The sequence below is a fragment of the Corynebacterium sp. HMSC06G04 genome, assembly GCF_001807365.1.
Lineage (GTDB): Bacteria > Actinomycetota > Actinomycetes > Mycobacteriales > Mycobacteriaceae > Corynebacterium > Corynebacterium simulans.
The window spans coordinates 84267-105633 of record NZ_KV788616.1 but is presented as its reverse complement, the minus strand read 5'-3'; the positions used below and the strand labels follow the sequence as shown (position 1 = coordinate 105633).

At 60.2% G+C, this 21367-nt stretch carries 16 protein-coding genes and 1 riboswitch; of the genes, 2 read left to right on the top strand and 14 right to left on the bottom strand.

Going from position 1 to position 21367, the window contains the following annotated elements; genetic code table 11:
- Positions 1-2 precede the first annotated feature (2 nt).
- The gene (rpsL, locus tag HMPREF3158_RS06480; RefSeq protein ID WP_046646811.1) at positions 3-374 is read right to left on the bottom strand and encodes a 30S ribosomal protein S12; all 372 of its coding nucleotides are present in this window, start codon (positions 372-374) and stop codon (positions 3-5) included.
- A gap of 672 nt (positions 375-1046) precedes the next feature.
- Here rpsL and HMPREF3158_RS06475 point away from each other — a divergent pair.
- Positions 1047-2840, top strand: a complete 1794-nt coding sequence (locus HMPREF3158_RS06475) for a ribonucleoside triphosphate reductase (RefSeq protein ID WP_070497782.1) — start codon at positions 1047-1049, stop codon at positions 2838-2840.
- Positions 2797-3537 (top strand): anaerobic ribonucleoside-triphosphate reductase activating protein, encoded by a 741-nt coding sequence (locus HMPREF3158_RS06470; RefSeq protein ID WP_210386631.1) that lies wholly within the window; start codon positions 2797-2799, stop codon positions 3535-3537. The genes HMPREF3158_RS06475 and HMPREF3158_RS06470 overlap by 44 nt, the downstream gene beginning before the upstream one ends.
- Here the strand turns inward: HMPREF3158_RS06470 and HMPREF3158_RS06465 are convergent.
- The 13 genes from HMPREF3158_RS06465 to HMPREF3158_RS06405 form a co-directional block, all read right to left on the bottom strand.
- The gene (locus HMPREF3158_RS06465; protein ID WP_062035905.1) at positions 3518-4069 is read right to left on the bottom strand and encodes a nucleoside/nucleotide kinase family protein; all 552 of its coding nucleotides are present in this window, start codon (positions 4067-4069) and stop codon (positions 3518-3520) included. The genes HMPREF3158_RS06470 and HMPREF3158_RS06465 overlap by 20 nt on opposite strands.
- A 19-nt stretch (positions 4070-4088) precedes the next feature.
- Entirely contained in the window at positions 4089-4859 is a 771-nt protein-coding gene (locus tag HMPREF3158_RS06460) for an energy-coupling factor transporter transmembrane component T family protein (RefSeq protein WP_070456875.1), read from the bottom strand.
- A complete protein-coding gene (locus HMPREF3158_RS06455) occupies positions 4852-6264 on the bottom strand; it encodes an ABC transporter ATP-binding protein (protein WP_070497778.1) in 1413 nt (470 codons plus the stop codon). Before HMPREF3158_RS06455 ends, HMPREF3158_RS06460 begins: the two co-directional genes overlap by 8 nt.
- Before the next feature lie 15 nt (positions 6265-6279).
- Positions 6280-6903, bottom strand: coding sequence for an ECF transporter S component (locus HMPREF3158_RS06450; RefSeq protein WP_070497776.1), 624 nt, complete (start codon positions 6901-6903; stop codon positions 6280-6282).
- Positions 6892-6987: riboswitch (TPP riboswitch) on the bottom strand. It overlaps the preceding gene by 12 nt.
- Positions 6988-7177: 190 nt before the next feature.
- The gene (locus tag HMPREF3158_RS06445; RefSeq protein ID WP_061920461.1) at positions 7178-11170 is read right to left on the bottom strand and encodes a DNA-directed RNA polymerase subunit beta'; all 3993 of its coding nucleotides are present in this window, start codon (positions 11168-11170) and stop codon (positions 7178-7180) included.
- Between the two features lie 136 nt (positions 11171-11306).
- Entirely contained in the window at positions 11307-14801 is a 3495-nt protein-coding gene (locus HMPREF3158_RS06440) for a DNA-directed RNA polymerase subunit beta (RefSeq protein ID WP_062035917.1), read from the bottom strand.
- Positions 14802-15029: 228 nt separating this feature from the next.
- Positions 15030-15986 carry a cell envelope lipid trafficking protein PgfA gene (locus HMPREF3158_RS06435; RefSeq protein WP_070497774.1) on the bottom strand — a complete coding sequence of 319 codons (957 nt, stop codon included), beginning with the start codon at positions 15984-15986 and terminating at the stop codon, positions 15030-15032.
- Between the two features lie 128 nt (positions 15987-16114).
- Complete coding sequence (gene rplL / locus HMPREF3158_RS06430) at positions 16115-16501, bottom strand: 50S ribosomal protein L7/L12 (RefSeq protein WP_062039172.1); 387 nt, start codon at positions 16499-16501, stop codon at positions 16115-16117.
- A 79-nt stretch (positions 16502-16580) separates the two neighbouring features.
- On the bottom strand, positions 16581-17102 hold the full coding sequence (gene rplJ, locus HMPREF3158_RS06425; RefSeq protein ID WP_062035921.1) for a 50S ribosomal protein L10: 522 nt from the start codon (positions 17100-17102) through the stop codon (positions 16581-16583).
- Positions 17103-17420: 318 nt separating this feature from the next.
- Positions 17421-18215 carry an ABC transporter ATP-binding protein gene (locus HMPREF3158_RS06420; RefSeq protein ID WP_070497773.1) on the bottom strand — a complete coding sequence of 265 codons (795 nt, stop codon included), beginning with the start codon at positions 18213-18215 and terminating at the stop codon, positions 17421-17423.
- A 6-nt stretch (positions 18216-18221) separates the two neighbouring features.
- Positions 18222-19274 (bottom strand): FecCD family ABC transporter permease, encoded by a 1053-nt coding sequence (locus HMPREF3158_RS06415; protein ID WP_070497771.1) that lies wholly within the window; start codon positions 19272-19274, stop codon positions 18222-18224.
- Positions 19271-20338 carry a FecCD family ABC transporter permease gene (locus HMPREF3158_RS06410; RefSeq protein ID WP_083291050.1) on the bottom strand — a complete coding sequence of 356 codons (1068 nt, stop codon included), beginning with the start codon at positions 20336-20338 and terminating at the stop codon, positions 19271-19273. Before HMPREF3158_RS06410 ends, HMPREF3158_RS06415 begins: the two co-directional genes overlap by 4 nt.
- On the bottom strand, positions 20339-21283 hold the full coding sequence (locus tag HMPREF3158_RS06405; RefSeq protein ID WP_062035925.1) for an ABC transporter substrate-binding protein: 945 nt from the start codon (positions 21281-21283) through the stop codon (positions 20339-20341).
- Positions 21284-21367: the final 84 nt, after the last annotated feature.

Below are 21367 nucleotides of genomic sequence, written 5' to 3'. Positions count from 1 at the left end.
GATTACTGTCCCTTCTTTGCACCGTAGCGGGAACGAGCCTGCTTGCGGTCCTTAACGCCCTGGGTATCCAGTGCGCCACGGATAATCTTGTAACGAACACCCGGGAGGTCCTTAACACGACCGCCGCGGACGAGCACCATGGAGTGCTCCTGCAGGTTGTGGCCCTCGCCTGGGATGTACGCGGAAACCTCGATACCGGAGGTCAGGCGAACACGAGCGACCTTACGCAGTGCAGAGTTCGGCTTCTTCGGGGTGGTGGTGTAAACGCGGGTGCAAACGCCACGACGCTGAGGGGAGCCCTTCAGCGCTGCGGTTGCGACCTTGGAGCGCTTATCATGGCGGCCCTTACGGACCAGCTGCTGAATAGTTGGCATAAATCTAGTCTTTCTGTATGACTTCGGCTGAACTGACCGATGCTGCCCAAACACGCAAAAATAGGGGCTCTTTTCCGGGGCCCTTCCGCATGTCCAGAACATCAATCAGCCATTCAAGCCGATTAATCGATCAGACTTTTCGCCCCACATGAAGGCGAAACCTCTTCGAACAATAGCAGCGACACGCAAAACATCCAAATTCCACCTACCTGGCGATTTATCCAATCGTCGCAGGCAGGAATAACGCAAGGCTTTACGACGCCACACCCCACCCGAGCCCGCCTGTGACAAATTCCCCGGAACTTTGATCCCCACCCAAAATCGGGCATTAGGCGAGGCCTATAGGGACAACAATCACATCCACTAAATAGGCACACGCCCCGTCGGCGTTTCAACATTCGAACCACTATATATAGAAACGATAAACCCATTAGTGCGAATATCTTGTGTTTTAGTTGCTCGCCCCGGCAGAAATTACAGCTATGTTATTTCGTGTCGCCCGGCGCTGCGTGGTGGCTTTTTGGCATCCCGGCTTGCCGCAAGTCCTCCCACATGACTGCAGTTGCCACCTAATTCCCCCACATGCACGCCTGGGCGTGCCATCAGAGCTGGAAAGGCAGCGAGCTTTTCGCTGTACCAGCGCTCCATTTCCATAACGAAGGGAAGAACTACATGGGTTCACGGACCATTAACGTCGCAGATTCCATCGAAGAGTACTTGGGCCGGCGCGATTGGCGCATCAACGCCAATGCCAATCAGGATTTCTCGCTAGGAGGGTTGATTCTTAACAACGCTGGCAAAGTAACCGCTAATTACTGGCTAGATGAGGTCTTTACGCCAGCCGCGGGAAGTGCACACCGAGCCGGTGATATTCACATCCATGATCTAGACATGCTCAGCGGCTATTGCGCTGGCTGGTCACTGCGCCGAGTTCTAGAAGAGGGATTCGGTGGCGTTCCAGGCACTATCTCTTCAGCACCACCGAAGCACTTTTCCTCCGCGTGCGGACAGATCGTCAACTTCCTGGGCACTCTGCAAAACGAGTGGGCAGGCGCGCAGGCCTTCTCCAGCTTCGATACCTACATGGCGCCTTTCGTGCGGCTGGATAACCTCAGCTACGGCCAGGTGCTCCAGCACATGCAGGAGTTCATCTTCAACTTGAACGTGCCTTCCCGCTGGGGCACGCAGACGCCATTTACAAACCTCACTTTCGATTGGCACTGCCCTGCCGACTTACGCGACCAGGTACCGCTCATCGGTGGCGAGCCCGTCGACTTCTGTTACGGCGACTTGGAGGCGGAGATGGTCATCATCAACCGTGCCTTCATCGAGGTGATGTCCGCCGGCGACGCGGACGGTAGGCCTTTCACCTTTCCTATCCCCACCTACAACATCACCCCGGACTTCGATTGGGGCAGCGAGAACGCCGAGGCGTTGTTTAGTATGACCGCGAAGTACGGGCTGCCCTACTTCCAGAACTTCCTCAACTCTGATCTAGACCCAGGCATGATTCGTTCCATGTGCTGCCGGCTGCAGCTGGACCTGCGCGAGCTATTAAAGCGCGGCAATGGCTTGTTCGGCTCGGCCGAGTTGACCGGCTCCATCGGCGTGGTCACGCTCAACTGCGCACGCCTGGGCTACCTCTACCGCGGCGACGAGGAGGCGCTATTGGCGCGCGTCGCAGAGCTGGTAGATCTCGGCGTCGACACGCTCGAGCGCCGCCGCGCCTTTGTTAACGAGTGCTTGGACAAAGGTCTTTTCCCCTATACCAAGCGTTGGCTACCCAGCTTGGATAACCACTTCTCCACCATCGGGGTCAACGGCTGCAACGAGATGATCCGCAACTTCACTTCCAATGCCTACGATCTCACCGATACGCGCGGCCACGCACAGGTTCTGCGTCTGCTCGAGCGGGTTCGCGCACTGCTTGTCGACGCCCAGGAGAAGACCGGGCACCTTTATAACCTCGAGGCTTCACCCGCCGAGGGCGCTACGTACCGCTTCGCCCGCGAAGATCTGAAGCGTTATCCAGACATACTGCATGCCGGCACCGCAGAAGAACCGTATTACACCAATTCCTCGCAACTGCCCGTCGCGCACACTCCCGATCCTTTCACCGCACTTGCAGCCCAAGAGGACCTGCAGACCCAATACACCGGCGGAACGGTGCTGCATCTCTACATGGGTTCGGCGATGTCGACCGGCAAGGCTTGTGCGACCCTGGTGCGCCGCTCGCTGGAAAAATTCCGCCTGCCCTATGTCACCATAACGCCGACTTTCTCCATTTGTAGCTCCCACGGATACATATCCGGCGAGCATCCGCACTGCCCCGACTGCGGCTCCACCACCGAAATGTGGACGCGCGTGATGGGCTATTTCCGGCCAGTCTCTAGCTTCAACACGGGCAAGAAGGGAGAGTTCCATGAGCGCCAGTACTTCGACGAGAGGCTTGCGGCCAGCGTCTAAGACTGCACCTTCGTTGCAAGAGCCGAAGCTAAGTTCCAGAACGCAGCTGCCGATTGGCGGGCTTATCCCCTTCTCGGCTTCGGATTGGCCGGACCACCTGACCATGACGTTATTCCTCAACGGCTGCCCGCTGCGCTGCAGCTACTGCCATAACCCGCAGCTGCAGGCCTTTGGGCCGGGAAACTATAGCTGGCAGGACGCGTTTTCCTTGCTATCCAAGCGCCGTGGGCTTCTCGACGGCGTAGTCTTTTCCGGCGGCGAGCCACTTTCCGCGCCCGGGCTGCCGCAAGCGATAGCCGAAGCCCACGCGGCTGGCTTTAAGGTTGGTCTCCACACGAGCGGATACCTGCCGAGCAGGTTGGAAAAGCTCGTGGATAACCCCCTGACGCGGCCAGAATGGATAGGCATCGATGTCAAGGCCTTGCCAGATGATCTGCCACAGGTCACCGGCTGCAGCCGCGCCCAAGCGCAGCGGATGTGGGAGTCCTTTTATCTTTTGGCAGAAAGCGCCCGGGCAGGGCGGCTAAAACTACAGGCCCGCACCACTTTGTGGCCCGGCTCCTGTATAGAGGCACGGCTTCCCGAGCTGGAAGAACGCGTTGCGCAACAGGGACTTAAGCTGGTGCTCCAGTGGGCGCACGACGTCGACAAGCACGGCGTCTACTGCGGGGCGGAAGCTACTGCCATTCCCACGTAAATTCGGCGTCGGTGGCGCGCTCGGAGAAGTAAACCTTCTCTTGTGCCTCCCAGGTCTCGAACCACTCTGCGTAGTCCGGATCTCGCTCGATGGCTCGCTCATAGCGCTTTTCGCGCGGGCCGTCGAGGCGCACCGTAATTACGGTGCCACGCTCCTTAGCGGCGGCGATATTTTCTGGGGTAACCGCACCGACTCCCTCCACGATGAGGTCATCGCGCGCGTCCAAACTCGCCCATTCACCGGGCGCATTGGCTTCCCAATCCCAGCGCCAGTAGCCAGGATTGGCCCCGCGCAGCACCTGTTCGGCAACCATCTGGGAGCCCTGCTCAAGGCCGTGCCAACCGGGATAGAACTCGTCCAGGTGCACCACACGCCAGCCTGCTCTATCGGCGAGGGCGGCGCAGGCCCACGTCTTGCCAGCACCCGATGGCCCATCGATGAGCACCGTCACCGGCTTGAAGGGTTTCTTGCGCGTCGCGGCAGCCTTGATGACATCCTCGATGAGGCGGTCGAGCTGACTGTCGAAGTCCATGCTTCGTGGCCCTTTCGTCTTATAGACCGAAGAATCTCCAGGAATCTGTAACTACCGACGCTACCACCGGCACCGCTGCCAAAAGTGAACCGGCTAACATAATCAGCCAATCTATCCTGCTCACACGCGACTCGCGCGCCCACGTGCGCGCCGGCGAATACAACGGCGTGCGCCCGAAACCACGGGCCTCCATCGCCGTGGCGAGCTTGCCTCCGCGGCGCAGCGCCACTACCAAAAGGCCGAAGGACATCGTAAGCAAATGCTTAACCTTGCCGCGATCCCCCAATCCCCTAGCCCTCCGGGCACGAGCCATGGAATCCCAGTCGTCTCGAAACAGCGTCGCCATGCGCACACCGGCGACCGCGCCAATAACAAAACGCGAAGGCAGGCGAAGGTTTTGCGCCAGGGCGTCGCCTAAGCGTGTGGAATCAATGTCGCGCGCGAGGACAATCATTGGCAGCGCTACCGCGAGCACACGCAGCATCATCGCCACCGAAAGGCGCACCGAGTTCTCCGAAACCACGATGAGCCAAAGCCGGAAGTAAACCTCCCCGCCCTCGGCGCCATACAGCAACATCGAAACGCCAGACAGTGCGGCGAGGATAAACAGGAACCATCCGCTCCTTATGAGCTTTCCCCAACTAACCCCACACAGCGGCGCAAATACGAAGGTGATGACCAAAGAAACCGCGGCGGAGACCCAATCCACCGAGAGAAACAACGGCAAGGTCAGCGCCAGCATAAGGTAAACCCGCGTCAATGGGTTTACGCCGGACAAGATATTAGGCACGCGGCACCTCCACGCGGTGGTCACCGAGAGCCGCAATGAAGAGGGGATCGTGGGTTACCGAGGCAATGGTCACTCCCTCATCGCTTAACTCGCGCAGCATCCACACCAGTTCCGCGAAGGTCTGCGGATCCTGGCCGAACGTCGGCTCATCAAGCAACAGAACCGCCGGCGCGCTCACCAATGCTGTCGCCACCGAAAGGCGCCGTTTCTCTCCGCCCGAAAGGGTGAAGGGGTTGGCGCCAAGCAGCTGCCCCAAACGCAGGCGCTCCACTAATTCCGAGATGCGCTTTTCTGGGACCTCCTCGCCCATCACTCGGGGTCCCACGCGCAGCTCATCGGCAACGCTGCGCGCGACGAATTGATGTTCTGGGTTCTGAAACACGTACCCAATGCGATGCGCGAGCTCGCGCGACTTCCACATTGCCGGGTCTCCTTTGAGGCCGCGACGCACGTGCTCGGCGACGCCCACCTCACCCGACGTATACGGCAACAGCCCGGCCATGGTTTCCAGCCAGGTGGTCTTTCCCGCCCCGTTGGGACCTGTCACAACGGTCGAAGCTGTCGAGGGAAGCTCAAAGGTACGCGGCGGGCCAAAGCGGGTAGCCAAATCCTTCGACCACATCGCTGGCTCAAGGCTGGATACGTCTTGTGGAACGCGAGCCTGCGGCAGCGTGGGCATCGCTTGGGCGCGTGCTTCCAGCACCTCGCCCACGGAAGCGTCAAGCGCAACCTGCCCATCCTCGATGAGTAGTCCGCGTTGCAGCAAGTGACGCCATCTATCTGGCTGGTGCTCAACCACGATGAGCGTGGCGCCGGTGCGCTCCACTAGCTGGGTCACCGCACGAACCACCGAATCGGCGCCCTCTGGGTCGAGGTTCGCCGTGGGCTCATCCAACAAGATGAGCCCGGCGCCCATCGCCATGACGCCAGCCAAAGCGAGTCGTTGCTTCTGGCCGCCGGAAAGCCGAGCGGTGGGATAGTCACGTGGAAGGTCAAGCCCCACCAGCTCCAAGGCTTGGTTGACGCGGCGCCAAATCTCAGAGCGTTCGAGGCCAAGGTTCTCGCAGCCGAAAGCAACGTCGTCGCCCACTCGCGAGGAAATTACCTGGGAATCAGGATCCTGCAGGACCAGCCCCACTGGCATGCCTTCGCCAGGCCACTCACCATCGCTCGCGGTACCAGCTCCGAAGAGCTGGATCTCTCCTACCTGCTCGCCTTCCTCGTCGCCACCGAGCACGCCGGCAAGGGCCGCTAAGAGCGTGGACTTGCCAGAACCGGAGTCGCCGCACAGCAGAATTCGTTCGCCCGGCTCGACGTGGAAAGTAACATCGCGCAGCGCCGGCTCCGCGCGCCCGGCATGAGTCCAGCCAAAACCTTCTACGCGAATGCCCGTTCCAGAAACCATTCTTGAAAGTACTTCTTAAGCCTCGCGGCCTGCAGCAAAGCGGTCGAGCGCGCCAGTGGCCGCTAGCGCCTTTACCGTGAAGTAGCCCAGAACGCCGGCCAGAATCGCACCGGAGAGGCCGGTGCAGACCAAGTAGATGATGTTGTATTCAACGGAACGGGCTAGGTGGCCGGCTGTGAAGAGCTCCAAAGTCCATGCACCGACGCCGGCGGCAAGGCCAGCGATGGTTGCAACAAGCAGGTTAAAAGAACGGTAGGCAAAGATGGCGAAGACAATCTCCACGCCGATGCCCTGGGCGAAGCCAGAGAGCAAGGTTGCCGCGCCCCACTGGGAGCCAAGAGCGGCGGAGACGCAGGCAGCGAGCAGCTCCACGAAGAGCGCCGCTCCCGGCTTGCGGATGATGAGCCCACCGAGCACGCCTCCCAGCAACCAGATGCCAGAGGCCAAACCGCCCAGGCCAGGGGTAAAGGCATCGAGAGCCTCGTAGCCGGCATAACCCGCGGTGTTCCAGAACAAGAAAATCAGGCCACACGCCACGGACAAGACCGCAGCCACGACGATGTCGACGACCCGCCAGCGGCGGTTGGGCTTTCCAGCCGTGTGTGCAGTGCGTGCCGAAGATGCAGGTGAAGTAGACATTTTCCTCCCTCGCGCCGGTATTACCCGGATCAGGTGCAACGGTTCCCATATGTGGGGTCTCAGCCTTCTCCCGCGCAAACTGCTGCGATGGTTGTTCCTGAGTTTCGGTCTAAGGAGGGAGAAAGCACCCGTGTTCGCTGTGTAATTAGATGACTTCGTCAACTTGGACCCACTAATGCTAGCAAAAGTAAAAAGGCCCCATGCCTAAAAGCATGGAGCCTCTCAAAGCCGCAGCGTTATACCCAGAAAGCTGGGGCATCGCGCGGGGGTGGACTTAGAACGTGAAGTCCTCATCCAGCGGGACGGATGCGCCGGTGAACTCACCGAATCCATCGTCGCCGTAGATGGAATCGCCGTAAGTCGGGATCGAGTACGCAGCGTTGCGTGCGGCCTCGGTCGGCTTAACGGAGATGTTGCGGTAACGCGAGATACCGGTACCAGCCGGGATGAGCTTACCGATGATGACGTTCTCCTTCAGTCCAATGAGCTGATCGGAGCGCTTGTTAATAGCGGCGTCGGTAAGCACGCGCGTGGTCTCCTGGAAGGAGGCCGCGGACAGCCAGGACTCGGTAGCCAGCGATGCCTTGGTGATACCCATGATCTCGGAGCGCAGCTGAGCTGGCTCGCCGCCCTCGGCAACCTGTGCGGCGTTGACCTGCTTGGCCTCAGAGAGGTCAACCAGAACGCCCGGCAGGTAGTCGGTGGAGCCGGAGTCAATGACGGTACCGCGACGCAGCATCTGGCGGATGATGATCTCGATGTGCTTGTCGTGGATGGCAACACCCTGGGTACGGTAAACGGCCTGCACCTCGTCGATGAGGTGCTTCTCGACGCCGCGGCGACCGAGGACCTCGAGGACGTCGTGCGGATCAGCCGCACCACGCATCAGGCGCTCGCCGGTGGTGACGTGGTCACCGTCGCGCAGGGAACGCTCGATCATTGCGTCCGGGTTGGACTCCATCGGGCGGCGGACCTGTGCCAGGCCCTGGCGCTTCGACAGCTTCTCGTAGACGACGTTGTCGGAACCGTCATCCGGAGTGATGGTCAGGGTCCAGAAGTTGCCCTCATCGGACAGGGACACGGTGCCGTCAACGGATGCGATCGGCGCGCGGTTCTTCGGGTTACGAGCCTCGAACAGCTCCTGAACACGTGGCAGACCGCCGGTAATGTCGCCACCGACACCACCCTGGTGGAACGTACGCATGGTCAGCTGGGTACCCGGCTCACCAATGGACTGTGCAGCCACGATGCCGACCGCCTCGCCGATGTCGACGAGCTGGCCGGAGGCCATGGACTTGCCGTAGCACTTCGCACAAACGCCGGCTGGCGTCTGGCAGGTAAGGACGGAGCGAACCTTGATGTCGGCGATGCCGGCAGCCAAGATCTTCTCGGTCAGTTCCTCGGTCAGGTCAGAACCTGCTTCAGCAACGACAGTGCCATCTTCAGCCTTCACATCGGACGCGACGACGCGGCCGGATGCGGAAGTCTCCCACAGCTCGTGTGGAACCAGCTTGTCGCCAGCCCACTCGCCCAGCGGAACGCGGACGCCCTGGCGGGTGCCACAGTCTTCTTCGCGGACGATGACGTCCTGTGCCACGTCGACGAGACGACGGGTGAGGTAGCCGGAGTCCGCGGTACGCAGTGCGGTATCGGCCAGGCCCTTACGGGAACCGTGCGAGTTGTTGAAGTACTCCAAGACCGACAGACCCTCACGGAAGGAGGTCTTGATCGGACGGGTGATGTAGTCACCCTTGGAGTTCACGACCATGCCCTTCATGCCGGCCAGGGTCCAGATCTGACGCATGTTACCCGCTGCACCAGACTTAACGATCATCGGAATCGGGTTGTCATCCGGGTAGAGATCCTCGACTGCCTTACCAACGGTGTCGGTAGCGTCCTTCCAGAGCTCAACCAGGCGGTCGTAACGCTCACGCTCGGTCAGCGCACCCTGCTCCCAGTACTTGCGCTCAATGCGCTGTGCTTCCTTCTCGTAAGACTCGAGAACCTCGGTCTTGTTCGGAAGGACCAGAACGTCGTCCATGGTGATGGTCACGCCAGAACGGGTTGCCCAGTAGAAACCGGCATCCTTCATCTTGTCCAGAACCTGGGCAACGGTGATCATCGGGTACTTAGCAGCGAGGTCATTAATGACGTCACCGAGCAGTACGGAGTTCTTGGCGCCGCCCTTACGGACCATGACGCCCTCGAGGTACGGGTAGTTCCACGGCAGCAAGTCGTTGAACATGATGCGGCCAAGGGTGGTCTGCGCCATCCAAGCCTGGCCCTTCTGCCAACCATCAGGGAACTGCTCAGCCTCGATCTCAGCCGGCGGACGCAGGTGGGAGATGCGGACCTTGATTGGTGCCTGCAGGCCCAGAACGCCGCGGTCGCGAGCCATGATGGCCTCAGCGTAGGAGGAGTAAACGCCAGTTGCAGGGCCGTTTTCGGTCGCCTCGGTGTAGCGGCCCTCGCCGCCGATCTCGCCCTCCGCCTTGTCCATGGTCAGGTAGTAAAGACCGGTGACCATATCCAGACGCGGCATAGCCAGTGGCTTACCGGATGCCGGGGAGAGAATGTTGTTGGAAGCAAGCATGAGGACACGAGCCTCAGCCTGTGCCTCTGCGGACAGCGGCAGGTGAACTGCCATCTGGTCACCGTCGAAGTCAGCGTTGAACGCCTCACAAGCCAGCGGGTGCAGCTGAATTGCCTTACCCTCGACCAGCTTCGGCTCGAAGGCCTGGATACCCAGACGGTGCAGCGTAGGTGCACGGTTGAGCATAACCGGGTGCTCGGAAATAGCCTCTTCCAGAACGTCCCAAACCTCTGGACGCTGGCGCTCAACCATGCGCTTTGCAGACTTGATGTTCTGTGCATAGTCGTTTTCGACCAAGCGCTTCATGACGAATGGCTTGAACAGCTCGAGAGCCATCAGCTTCGGCAGACCACACTCATGCAGCTTGAGCTGCGGGCCGACGATAATAACGGAACGGCCGGAGTAGTCAACACGCTTACCCAGCAGGTTCTGACGGAAACGGCCCTGCTTGCCCTTGAGCAAGTCAGACAGAGACTTCAGCGGACGGTTGCCAGGTCCGGTGACCGGGCGGCCGCGACGGCCGTTGTCGAAGAGCGCGTCAACAGATTCCTGCAGCATGCGCTTCTCGTTGTTAACGATGATCTCAGGAGCGCCGAGATCGATCATGCGCTTCAGGCGGTTGTTGCGGTTGATAACGCGGCGGTACAGGTCGTTCAGGTCGGAGGTGGCAAAACGGCCACCGTCGAGCTGAACCATCGGGCGCAGCTCCGGCGGGATAACCGGGATCGCATCCAGGACCATGCCTGCCGGGTCGTTGCCGGAGCGCAGGAAGGCTGCTACGACCTTCAGACGCTTCAGCGCGCGCATCTTCTTCTGGCCCTTGCCATTGTTGATGACTTCGCGCAGCTCTTCGGCCTCAGCCTCGAGGTCGAAGTTGCGGATAAGGGTCTGGATAGCCTCAGCACCCATGCCGCCGGTGAAGTAATCCTCGTAGCGGTCAACGAGCTCTTCGTAGATGGTCTCATCGATGATCATCTGCTTCGGAGCCAGCTTCAGGAAGGTGTTCCAGATTTCATCCAGGCGTGCGACCTCGCGCTCGCCACGCTCACGGATGTGCTGCATCTCCTTGTCAGCAGCGTTCTGGACCTTGCGGCGTGCGTCAGCCTTCGCACCAGCAGCCTCCAGCTCGGCCAGATCCTGCTCGAGTTTGGCAGCGCGCTCTGCGATCTCAGACTCGGTGTCTTCCTCGACGTCCTTCTTCTCCAGAAGCATCTCTGCTTCCAGGGTGGACTGGTCGTTGTGGCGAGCCTCTTCATCAACAGAGGTGATGATGTTGGCTGCGAAGTAGATGATGCGCTCCAGGTCCTTCGGAGCAAGGTCCAGAAGGTAACCCAGGCGGGAAGGAACGCCCTTGAAGTACCAGATGTGTGTTACCGGAGCAGCCAGCTCGATGTGGCCCATGCGCTCACGGCGAACCTTGGACTTGGTGACCTCGACGCCGCAGCGCTCACAGATGATGCCCTTGTAGCGAACGCGCTTGTACTTACCGCAAGCGCACTCCCAGTCACGGGTTGGGCCGAAGATGCGCTCGCAGAACAGGCCGTCCTTTTCCGGCTTCAGGGTGCGGTAGTTGATGGTCTCAGGCTTTTTAACCTCGCCCTTGGACCAACGGCGAATGTCATCGGCAGTGGCCAGACCGATGCGGAGCTCGTCGAAGAGATTTACGTCAAACACGTAATGTCTCCCTTTCATCCCCACGCGAGTGTGGGGAACGTTGATGGCTTTAAAAAATTCTCAAATAGTGTGCCCTGCTGGTAGCTCGGGAGCTACCAGCTAGGACCGTAAGCTCTCACGCTTGAGCTCAAGCGTGCTATGCGATGTCGGCGTCAGCGCGCTCGTCGCGCGAAAGGTTAATACCCAGCGACGGGCTATCCATGTCGTCATCGTCAGAGCCAGACAGCTCCATCGGCGTGCCGTCGGTGGAGAGAACCTCCACGTTCAGACACAGCGACTGCAGCTCCTTGAGGAGGACCTTGAAGGACTCCGGGATACCTGGATCCGGGATGTTGTCGCCCTTCACGATTGCCTCGTAGACCTTCACACGGCCGACGACGTCGTCAGACTTGATGGTCAGCAGCTCCTGCAGGGTGTAGGCAGCGCCATAAGCCTGCATTGCCCACACCTCCATCTCGCCGAAGCGCTGGCCACCGAACTGCGCCTTACCACCCAGCGGCTGCTGGGTAATCATGGAGTAAGGGCCGGTGGAACGAGCGTGAATCTTTTCGTCGACCAGGTGGTGCAGCTTGAGCATGTACATGTAGCCGACGGAAACCGGGTACTTGTACGGCTCGCCAGAGCGGCCGTCGAAAAGCTGTGCCTTACCGTGCTCGTCAACCATGACGTCACCGTCGCGGTTCGGGCGGGAGGAAGCCAGCAGGCGGCCGATCTCCTCGTTGGAAGCACCGTCGAAGACCGGGGTTGCGGTCAGGGAACCAGCCGGGACGTCGTAAAGCTCTTCCGGCAGGGTCTTGAGCAGCTCAGCGTTAGCTGGGTCATCAACGTCGACCTTCCAGCCGGCGTGGGCCAGCCAGCCGAGGTGGACCTCGAGGACCTGGCCGATGTTCATACGACGCGGAACACCGTGGGTGTTCAAGATGACGTCGACAGGCGTGCCGTCAGCCATGAATGGCATGTCCTCTGGCGGCAGGATCTTGCCCACGACACCCTTGTTGCCGTGACGGCCAGCGAGCTTATCGCCGTCCTGGATCTTGCGCTTCTGAGCGACGTAAACGCGGATCATCTCGTTGACGCCCGGTGCCAGATCGTCGTCGTCCTCACGGGAGAAGCGCGCAACGCCGATAACCTTGCCGTTCTCACCGTGTGGAACCTTCATGGAGGTATCGCGAACCTCACGTGCCTTCTCACCGAAGATGGCGCGCAGCAAGCGCTCCTCCGGGGTCAGCTCGGTCTCGCCCTTCGGGGTGACCTTACCGACGAGGATGTCACCTGCGCGGACGTCCGCACCGATGCGGATGATGCCGCGCTCGTCGAGGTCGCGCAGAACATCGTCGGAGACGTTCGGGATCTCGCGGGTGATTTCCTCGGCACCCAGCTTGGTATCGCGAGCATCGATCTCGTGCTCCTCGATGTGGATGGAGGTCAGAACATCGTCCTCGACGATGCGCTGGTTCAGGATGATTGCATCCTCGTAGTTGTGGCCTTCCCAAGGCATGAAGGCAACCAACAGGTTGCGGCCCAGGGACATCTCGCCGTTGTGGGTACCCGGGCCGTCAGCCAGAACCTGGCCGGCCTCTACGCGCTGGCCCAGCTCGACGAGCGGGGTCTGGTTGTAGTTGGTGCCCTGGTTGGTGCGCTCGAACTTGCGCAGCATGTAGGTGTCACGCTGACCCTCGTCATCCATGATGGTGATGAGATCGGCGGTGACGTTTTCTACAATGCCAGCCTTCGGGGTGATGATGAGGTCGCCGGCGTCGTATGCAGCGCGCTGCTCCATACCGGTACCAACGAAAGGTGCCTCGGAGCGCACCAGCGGCACTGCCTGGCGCTGCATGTTAGCGCCCATCAGCGCACGGTTAGCGTCGTCGTGCTCCAAGAACGGAATCATGGCGGTTGCCACGGAAACCATCTGGCGCGGGGAAACGTCAACGTAGTCGACGCCGGAAGCGTCAGTAACTCCGATGTCGCCGTCCTTCAGGCGGACCTCGATACGGGTGCCGACGATGGTGCCGTCAGCTTCCTTCTCGATTTCCGCCTGCGCAATTGCGTACTTATCTTCCTCATCAGCGGTGAGGTACTCGACCTCGTCAGTGACCTTGCCGTCAACAACCTTGCGGTATGGGGTCTCAATGAAGCCGAAAGCATTGACGCGAGCGTAGGAGGCCAGGGAGCCAATCAGACCAATGTTCGGGCCCTCCGGAGTCTCAATCGGGCACATACGGCCGTAGTGAGAAGCGTGCACGTCTCGAACCTCAATGCCGGCGCGCTCGCGGGACAGACCGCCTGGGCCCAGCGCAGACAGACGGCGCTTGTGGGTCAGACCAGACAGGGAGTTGTTGTGGTCCATGAACTGGGACAGCTGCGAGGTACCGAAGAACTCGCGGATAGCAGCAGAAACCGGACGCACGTTGATAAGGGAGGTCGGAGTGATGGACTCCGCATCCTGAGTAGTCATGCGCTCGCGAACGACGCGCTCCATACGGGACAGGCCAACGCGGACCTGGTTCTGGATGAGCTCGCCGACGGTACGCAGACGACGGTTACCAAAGTGGTCGATGTCGTCAGTGTGGATGGCGATGGTCTCGCCGTTCGGAGCGGTCATCTCACGCTCACCTACGTGCAGGCGTACCAGATACTCGAGGGTGACAGCGATGTCTTCCTCGGTCAGGGTCATCAGACCATCGTGGTCACCGCCCAGACCCAGCTTGCGGTTGACCTTGTAACGGCCCACCTTTGCGAGGTCGTAGCGCTTTGCACGGAAGAAGGAGTTATCCAGCAGGGACTGCGCGAGCTCGCGGGTCGGCTGCTCGCCCGGACGCTGCTTGCGGTAGATCTCCAGCAAAGCCTCGTCAGTGTTTGCCACACCATCGGACTCGAGGGTGGACATCATCAACTCGGAGAAGCCGAAGCGCTCACGGATCTGTTCCTCGGACCAACCAAGGGCCTTGAGCAGTACGGTTACCGGCTGGCGACGCTTACGGTCGATGCGGACGCCGACGGTATCGCGCTTGTCGACGTCGAATTCCAGCCATGCACCGCGGGAAGGAATCACCTTCACGGAGTGCAGCGGACGCTCGGTGGACTTATCGATGGTCTGATCGAAGTAGACGCCCGGGGAGCGAACGAGCTGGGAAACGACGACACGCTCGGTACCGTTAACGATGAACGTACCCTTGTCCGTCATCATCGGGAAGTCGCCGATGAAGACGGTCTGAGACTTGATCTCCTGGGTGTCGTTGTTGATGAACTCTGCGGTCACGTACAGCGGCGCGGAGTAGTTGATGTCCTTTTCCTTGCACTCGTCGACGGTGTTTTTCACCGGCTCGAAGCGAGGCTCCGACAGGGACAAGGACATGTTGCCCGAGTAGTCCTGAATCGGAGACAGTTCCTCAAGGATGTCCTCGAGGCCGCTGGTGACGCGAGCCTCGGGACCGCGCTCAGCCTGCTCGCGCTCGCGCCACTCTGGCGAGCCGATCAGCCATGCGAAGGAATCGAGTTGTAGATCGAGGAGGCCCGGGACGGCGATAGGCTCGTTGATTTTCGCGAACGAGTATCGCTTCGGGGCTCCAGGGATATTGGCCACTGACTTGGTCTGGCGGGAGACTGCCAAGATGGGTCCTTCCAGCACCTCACGCGGATTGCCTCCCCGCCCTGGCCGACGAGGTGCAAAACCGCTGGTAAATTTAGCATTCGGTCTGCTGTGGATTGTCTGGGTTCAGAATGCACAAAATCACCTTGTCAAGTCGGTTTTGCCATCACCTACTTGAAAGGCTAAATGTGCACCGAAGATCCAGATTCCAGCGCAACGAAATAGCTTATAGGAAAATTTCCACCGTGTAAAGGCGAAATCAGCATGCTACTTGCGGCGGCGTTTCTGGAAAGCGCCCAATGCCCCAGCCAAACCGATGAGAGTCAGCACCGCGCCTAGGCCCAAGACGGCCCAGCGAACCATGGTGGCAAAGGCAGGCTTGGGGAATTCCGCGGCTTGTGCGAGGAAGGCGGCGCGATCCTCGTCAGAGGTCTTGCCCTCGAACATGAATTGGGTTTCGCGGCCGACACCACTGCGGTCGCCCCAATAGTCATCAATGGCCACGTCCATTCCTACCACCATGCCGGTTACCTGATCGACGTAGAAATCGCGTGTCGCCTTGTGGAATAGGTAACCCTGCTCGGTCGATTCATCTTCATTGTGCAAGGTGGTAGTGGTCTGTCCTGGGTACAAGGTCGCGAGGTTAGTCGGCTCAACTTCTTGATGGAAGCGATAGACGGTGCGCCCCTCGATTTCCATCTCCTCTTCGAAGACTGCATCGGCAGCCTTGCGCAGATAGGGATCAAATACTGGATACGTAGTCTGCTCGGTTGCTGCTGGGAACTTTAGCCACACACCATCGACGGTGACCTGCGCGGTAGGGCTGCCCAGGGTGTGGGTAAGGGAGGCGTCGCCAAGCGCGTCACCGCTCAGGCGGTCCATGGAGTAGCTCCACACGCGCGCCATGGAAAGATCCTCAACCTTGCCGCTATCTCCGCGCATGGCCGACTCACCGATGCGGAGCGTGGCCTGCTCTTTATCTGAAGGATCTTGAATGTCCATGTTGAGCTGATAAGTCATTGGCCCCTCGTAAGGACTCGTGCCCTCCCCTGTCACTACCTGCGACTTGGCGGAATCGTCGTGCAGCGTCCACGTGGTGTGCTGCAAATCCAAAGGAATGCGCGGTTCGAAGCTCAAGAACTTCGGCGCCGCGATACCTGCGGCCATTAGCGCAACGCCGAGGCCTAGAAGCAGCACAGAAAAGATTCGGGATTTGGGCAGCATGGTGGATTATTCTACAGGTCGCGGACGCGGAGGCTGGAATCTGCACGCGGGGCGGGGAAGGACAAACACCTCCAAAACGGGAACAACCCCGTCTCCCAGCGGGAAACGGGGTTGTAAGCCAAGTAAAATTACTTGAGCTCGACAGAAGCGCCAGCCTCTTCCAGCTTAGCCTTAGCAGCCTCAGCGTCGTCCTTGGAAGCACCCTCGAGGATAGCCTTCGGTGCGCCCTCGACGAGCTCCTTAGCTTCCTTCAGGCCCAGGCCGGAGACGATCTCGCGGACAACCTTGATGACGCCGATCTTCTTTGCGCCAGCGTCGGTCAGAACGACGTCGAACTCGTCCTTCTCTTCCTCAGCAGCGCCACCAGCAGCCGGTGCGCCTGCAGCTGCAACTGCAACCGGAGCAGCAGCCTCAACGTCGAAGACCTCTTCGAATTCCTTAACGAACTCGGAGAGCTCGATGAGGGTCATTTCCTTGAAAGCTTCAATGAGCTCGTCCTTGGTGAGCTTAGCCATGATGGCCATCCTTTCTTTTGGGCTGCGATGCAACCCAGATTGTGTTTGTGTTGATTTTTATGCGCCTTGATTGGCGACTTTAAGCCTCGGCAGACTTCTTGTCCTGCAGGGCCGCAGCGGTGCGGACCATCTTGGTAGCAGGAGCGTTGAATGCAGCCGCAGCCTTTGCCATAGAACCCTTCATAGCGCCGGCAAGCTTTGCGAGAGTGGTCTCGCGGTTGTCCAGCTCGGCGATGGCAGCAACCTGCTCTGCGGACAGAGCGTTGCCATCCATGTAGCCGCCCTTGACGACGAATGCCTTGTTGTCATCAGCGAACTTCTTGATGACCTTAGCGGCATCCACTGCCTCGCCCTTGATGAACGCAATTGCGGTCGGGCCAGTCAGCTTATCGTCAAGACCTTCGATGCCAGCCTCGTTAGCGGCGATCTTGAAGAGGGTGTTCTTGGCGACGGAGTACTCAACGTCAAAGCCGAGGTTGTTACGCAGCTCCTGGAGCTGAGAAACAGTCAGGCCGCGGTACTCGGTCAGCACGATGGACTCAGCGCCAGCGAGCTTCTCCTTGAGCTCCGCGAGATCTGCGGTGTTCTTCGGGTTTGCCATGTTCTACTTCGCCTCCTTTCGAAACATCTCTGTGATTTTCCGTCGAGACATCTTCAATAAAAAATGCCCCGTGCAAGAGCACAGGGCGCGCAGCATAAGAGAATGCCGCGATTAATCGCAAAGTGTCTCCTGCGTGGGCCGTCCCCTAGGATGAGGAACCTTCGATCCGGACTCCCGGATGACCGACGGTCTTCGGTGAACTTTGACTCGACCTTTCAGGCCGTTCAAACTTCGCTAGGAACTATACAAGCCACGCTAGCCAACTCCAAATCGCGGCTCTCGGGGCTTCCTTCTCCCTGTTTCACCCAACGAGAATTCTTAGTCCCTGAGCACCCCGCGCGGAACGATGACGGGGGCGTCGCTTCGCGGGTCATCCCAGATCTCGACGTCGATGCCATAGGCGGCTGCCAGCACTTCTTTCGTCAACGCCTGCTGGGGAGTTCCCTGCGCGATGACCTCGCCGTTGTTCATGACCACCATGGTGTCGGAGTACTGGCCGGCCAGCATGAGATCGTGCAGCACAACGACCACCGTTTTCCCGGCGTCGGCCTGTTTGCGCACGAGCTCCAAAACGCTCATGGCGTGGGCTGGGTCGAGGAAGGTTGTGGGTTCGTCGAGAAGCAGCACTGGCGTGTCCTGCGCCAGAGCAAGCGCCAGCCACACCCGTTGGCGTTGGCCACCCGAGAGCGCCGCGATATCACGGTCGATGAAGTCCGTAATGCCCGTCTCCACGCAGGCCTGCGCGATGATGTTGCGGTCCTTCGCAGACAGTCCCCGACCGCGGCCCAGGTGCGGGTAGCGCCCGCGCGCTACAAGCTCGCCCACCCGCAGCCCGTCCGGCGCCGTCGGCTGCTGTGGAAGAAGCGCCACGTGGGTAGCTGCTTCTTTCGGGCTCATGCCATGTACGTCTAGCTCGCCGATATGCACGCTCCCCTGCCGCGGGCGAAGAATTTTAGACAAGGTCTTCAGCAACGTGGACTTGCCGCAGCCATTAGGTCCAATGAGCGTGGTGATTTCACCCGGGTGGGCCACCAAGTCAACGCCGGACAGGATGTCGTCCCCGTCCTTATAGCCGGCATGGATACCGGTGGCCGTAATTTCTCTGTCTTTCACTAGCTTTTATCCTCTCCGCCGTGCGGCATTCCACACCAAGATGACCAGGGCACATCCTCCGATGATGGAGGAGACTGCACCCACTGGAGCGTCCATTGGCAACGCTCCAGCAATCACAGCGCACGCACTCAACAAGGCGGCGCCAGCAGCGCAAGAAACCAACGGCACAGGCGTGGGCGTCCGGGCAACAATGCGCCCCACATGCGGGGCGAGAAGCGCGATGAAACCAATGGGGCCGGCCACGGATACAGTCACCGCGCAGATTCCCGTAGCAGCGACCAGCAGGAACGCGCGTGTTCGCGTGATGTTAACTCCGAGGGAAAGGGCCGAGAGATCATCATGCGCAAGAAGTGGCAGCTCCCTGGCACACCACAGACCAAGCACCACGAAAGGAGTCAACCCCACGAGAAGAGGAGCAATGACCTCCATCCGCACGAAGCCCGTGGTTCCCGCCAGCCACAGCTGCGATTGCGCCGCGCGAAGGAGCTCGGCGGCGCGCAAAAGATACGCCACCAGCGCTTGAAACAGCAGCGAGAGCGCGATTCCGACGATAACGATGCGGTTGCTCGTGCCGATTCCCCCAAGCGCTACCAGCAGGATGGCTGCTAGCACGGCACCCAGCAACGCGAGCCCGACCCGCCACCAGAACATGGAGAGCCCTTCGGCAAGCACAGGCCGGGAGAGCACCGTTCCGAGGACCACCATGACGGACGCACCACCAGTCACGCCAAGGATATCGGGAGAGGCCAGCGGATTGCGCGACATCGACTGCGTCCACGACCCCGCCAGTCCGAGCGCGGCACCCACGATGAGCGTCGCTAGCGCTACCGGCATGCGCAGGTCCCACACAACGCGAATTTCGCTGCGGCTTCCCCCGCCGTTGAGAATCTCCAGGACCTGCCCCGGGCTCAAGGCCACAGGGCCCTGCCCTAGCATGAGGACATAGGAGCTTGCGGCGACCACAACAAAGAAGCAGGTCGCTGCCCATATCCATGTCCGGCGCTGCCGCTCTTGGGAACGCAGATGCTTGACGACGTCCCCCTTCTGCAACCCCCTCATAGCTCGTGCTCCCCACGGTGTACGGCCCAGATAAGAAATGGTGCGCCCACAAAGGCCAAGACGATGGACATCTCCAGCTCGGAGGGACCCACGATGAGGCGGCCCAGAATATCCGCAACGAGTACGGAGCAGCCACCGAGTAAGGCGGCTGGCGCAACCATCGCGGTAACTTCTGGCCCCGTGAACCGGCGCAGCAGATGGGGGATGGCAAAACCAACGAAGGCAATGGGCCCCGTCGCCGCGGTAGCGCATCCTGCTAGCACAACGATGCTCAAGGCAGCACCGCGCCGCGTCAGCGTGGGCGAGCCGCCTAGTGCCACCGAGGATTCCTCCCCCATGGCTAAAAGGTCGAGCGGGCGCGCCACTCGTGCGGCGATGATAAGCCCGATTAGCAACCCAACACCTGCAATGGCGACATCCTCTGGGCCGCGCCCAAACGTGGAGCCGATGGTCCACCGGCGCATGCTGTCGAGAACATCCGTGGAGTACAGGCCGATCAACATGGCGCTAGAGCTCAAGGCAGCAGCAACGCCTGTGCCGACCAAGACCAGCGTCAAAGGATCCTGAAACCTGCGGGACACACCCAGCACTAATGCCGTGGCCAAGCCGGCACCGAGGAGGGCGAGCGCTGTCCGCATCCCGGTTGAGGTGGCGATCCCTAGTGTTGTCCCGAGGGCAACAAGGAACGAGGCTCCCGCAGTAATACCAATGAAGCCCGGATCGGCCAAGGGGTTCCTAGTCCAAGACTGAGCGATAACACCCGATACCGCGATGGCAGCTCCCGCGAAGTAGGCCACGAACGTGCGGGGGATGCGTAAATCCCACACGATATTCTCGATATCTGCCTCGCCCCCGTGGAGGAGGGCAGCGAACAGATCCGGAAACGGGATAGTCCTTGACCCCACTACCAGCGAGCACAGCAAAAGGAGGAGGGTCGACACAACTAGGGCCGTGGTGAGCAGTGCGCGGCTTCTTCCCCGCGAATCCAATGCGGCTGCTTCACCGCCGTGGCGCGCACCCGCAGCACCGTGGATAGCATCAGCCTTCCTCGGTAGTGCGAGCATTTAGAGCTTCTCTTCGAACTTGTCGACGGCCCACGGGATCGTCAGCGGGTTCGGAATGCTCATCGCATTGCCGGTGTCCGTGTCCAGGTAGCGAACGCGGCCATCCTTGACCACGTCGAGGCCTTGGAACGTGGAATCCTTCTTGATTTCATCGACCGCGCCGTTGTAGTCCAAGACGAACAGGTAGTCCACGTTGTTGAGCTGGGAGTAGTTTTCCGGGGCATAGTCCACGAAGAAGCTGGAACCATCACCCTGCAATTCCTGCGGAATCTCAAAACCGAGGTTCTCAATGAACTGGCCGCGGCCGTCCTCTGCTGTGTAGAGGCCCAGCTTCCCCTCATAGGGCATGACGATGGCTGCTCGCTTGCCCTGCAGCTCCGGGTGGGAGTCCTTGAACTGCTCGAAGGCGTCCTCCGCCTGGTCAATAAGCTTCTCCCCCTCCTCTTCCTTGTCCACGGCAGAGGCGATGGTCTTGACTTGTTCCTCCCAGGGAATCTGCCAGTCTTCGAAACCTTCGGGCTTCACGGTCAGCGGGGCGATATCCTCGAGGGATTTCTTCGCTTCCTGGTCCACAGCTTGGTTCACGGCGATGATCTGTGTGGGATCCGAGGCAGTGACCTGCTCAAGTACCTCTGCCGTGAAACCGGAAGCGGTGTTATAGATCACCTCGGGCTGGGCATCTCCCAGAAGCTCCTTCGCCCATGGGCCAACGCCGGAGCCATCACCGTCGCCTTGCGCACCCCATGGTGCTACGGCAACCGGAGTGATTCCGAGTGCCAGCACGGTATCGGCATCACCCAGCCCTAGGCTGGCAACGCGCACCTCCTCAGCACTGTCCGCACCCGTGCTGTCCTCGCCACTTCCGCGCGAGCACCCTGTCAGAGCAATCGCTGCCGCTGAGACAATCGCGAGCACGCCTTTTGCGCGCCGGCTGATAGCAACCATGGAAAAACCTTTCTTTCAACGGGAACGAGCACGCAAGCATTCGCACCCCTAGCCTATTTGAGGCTAGCCTACCCTTCGCTTTAT

What these genes read in the sequence shown, in the direction of transcription:
- HMPREF3158_RS06405 (WP_062035925.1), bottom strand. Translation starts at nt 21,283, where the DNA reads ATGGTTGCTATCAGCCGGCGCGCAAAAGGCGTGCTCGCGATTGTCTCA.
- HMPREF3158_RS06415 (WP_070497771.1), bottom strand. Translation starts at nt 19,274, where the DNA reads ATGAGGGGGTTGCAGAAGGGGGACGTCGTCAAGCATCTGCGTTCCCAA.
- HMPREF3158_RS06450 (WP_070497776.1), bottom strand. Translation starts at nt 6,903, where the DNA reads ATGTCTACTTCACCTGCATCTTCGGCACGCACTGCACACACGGCTGGA.
- HMPREF3158_RS06455 (WP_070497778.1), bottom strand. Translation starts at nt 6,264, where the DNA reads ATGGTTTCTGGAACGGGCATTCGCGTAGAAGGTTTTGGCTGGACTCAT.
- rplL (WP_062039172.1), bottom strand. Translation starts at nt 16,501, where the DNA reads ATGGCTAAGCTCACCAAGGACGAGCTCATTGAAGCTTTCAAGGAAATG.
- HMPREF3158_RS06410 (WP_083291050.1), bottom strand. Translation starts at nt 20,338, where the DNA reads ATGCTCGCACTACCGAGGAAGGCTGATGCTATCCACGGTGCTGCGGGT.
- rpsL (WP_046646811.1), bottom strand. Translation starts at nt 374, where the DNA reads ATGCCAACTATTCAGCAGCTGGTCCGTAAGGGCCGCCATGATAAGCGC.
- HMPREF3158_RS06465 (WP_062035905.1), bottom strand. Translation starts at nt 4,069, where the DNA reads ATGGACTTCGACAGTCAGCTCGACCGCCTCATCGAGGATGTCATCAAG.
- HMPREF3158_RS06435 (WP_070497774.1), bottom strand. Translation starts at nt 15,986, where the DNA reads ATGCTGCCCAAATCCCGAATCTTTTCTGTGCTGCTTCTAGGCCTCGGC.
- HMPREF3158_RS06470 (WP_210386631.1), top strand. Translation starts at nt 2,797, where the DNA reads ATGAGCGCCAGTACTTCGACGAGAGGCTTGCGGCCAGCGTCTAAGACT.
- rplJ (WP_062035921.1), bottom strand. Translation starts at nt 17,102, where the DNA reads ATGGCAAACCCGAAGAACACCGCAGATCTCGCGGAGCTCAAGGAGAAG.
- HMPREF3158_RS06475 (WP_070497782.1), top strand. Translation starts at nt 1,047, where the DNA reads ATGGGTTCACGGACCATTAACGTCGCAGATTCCATCGAAGAGTACTTG.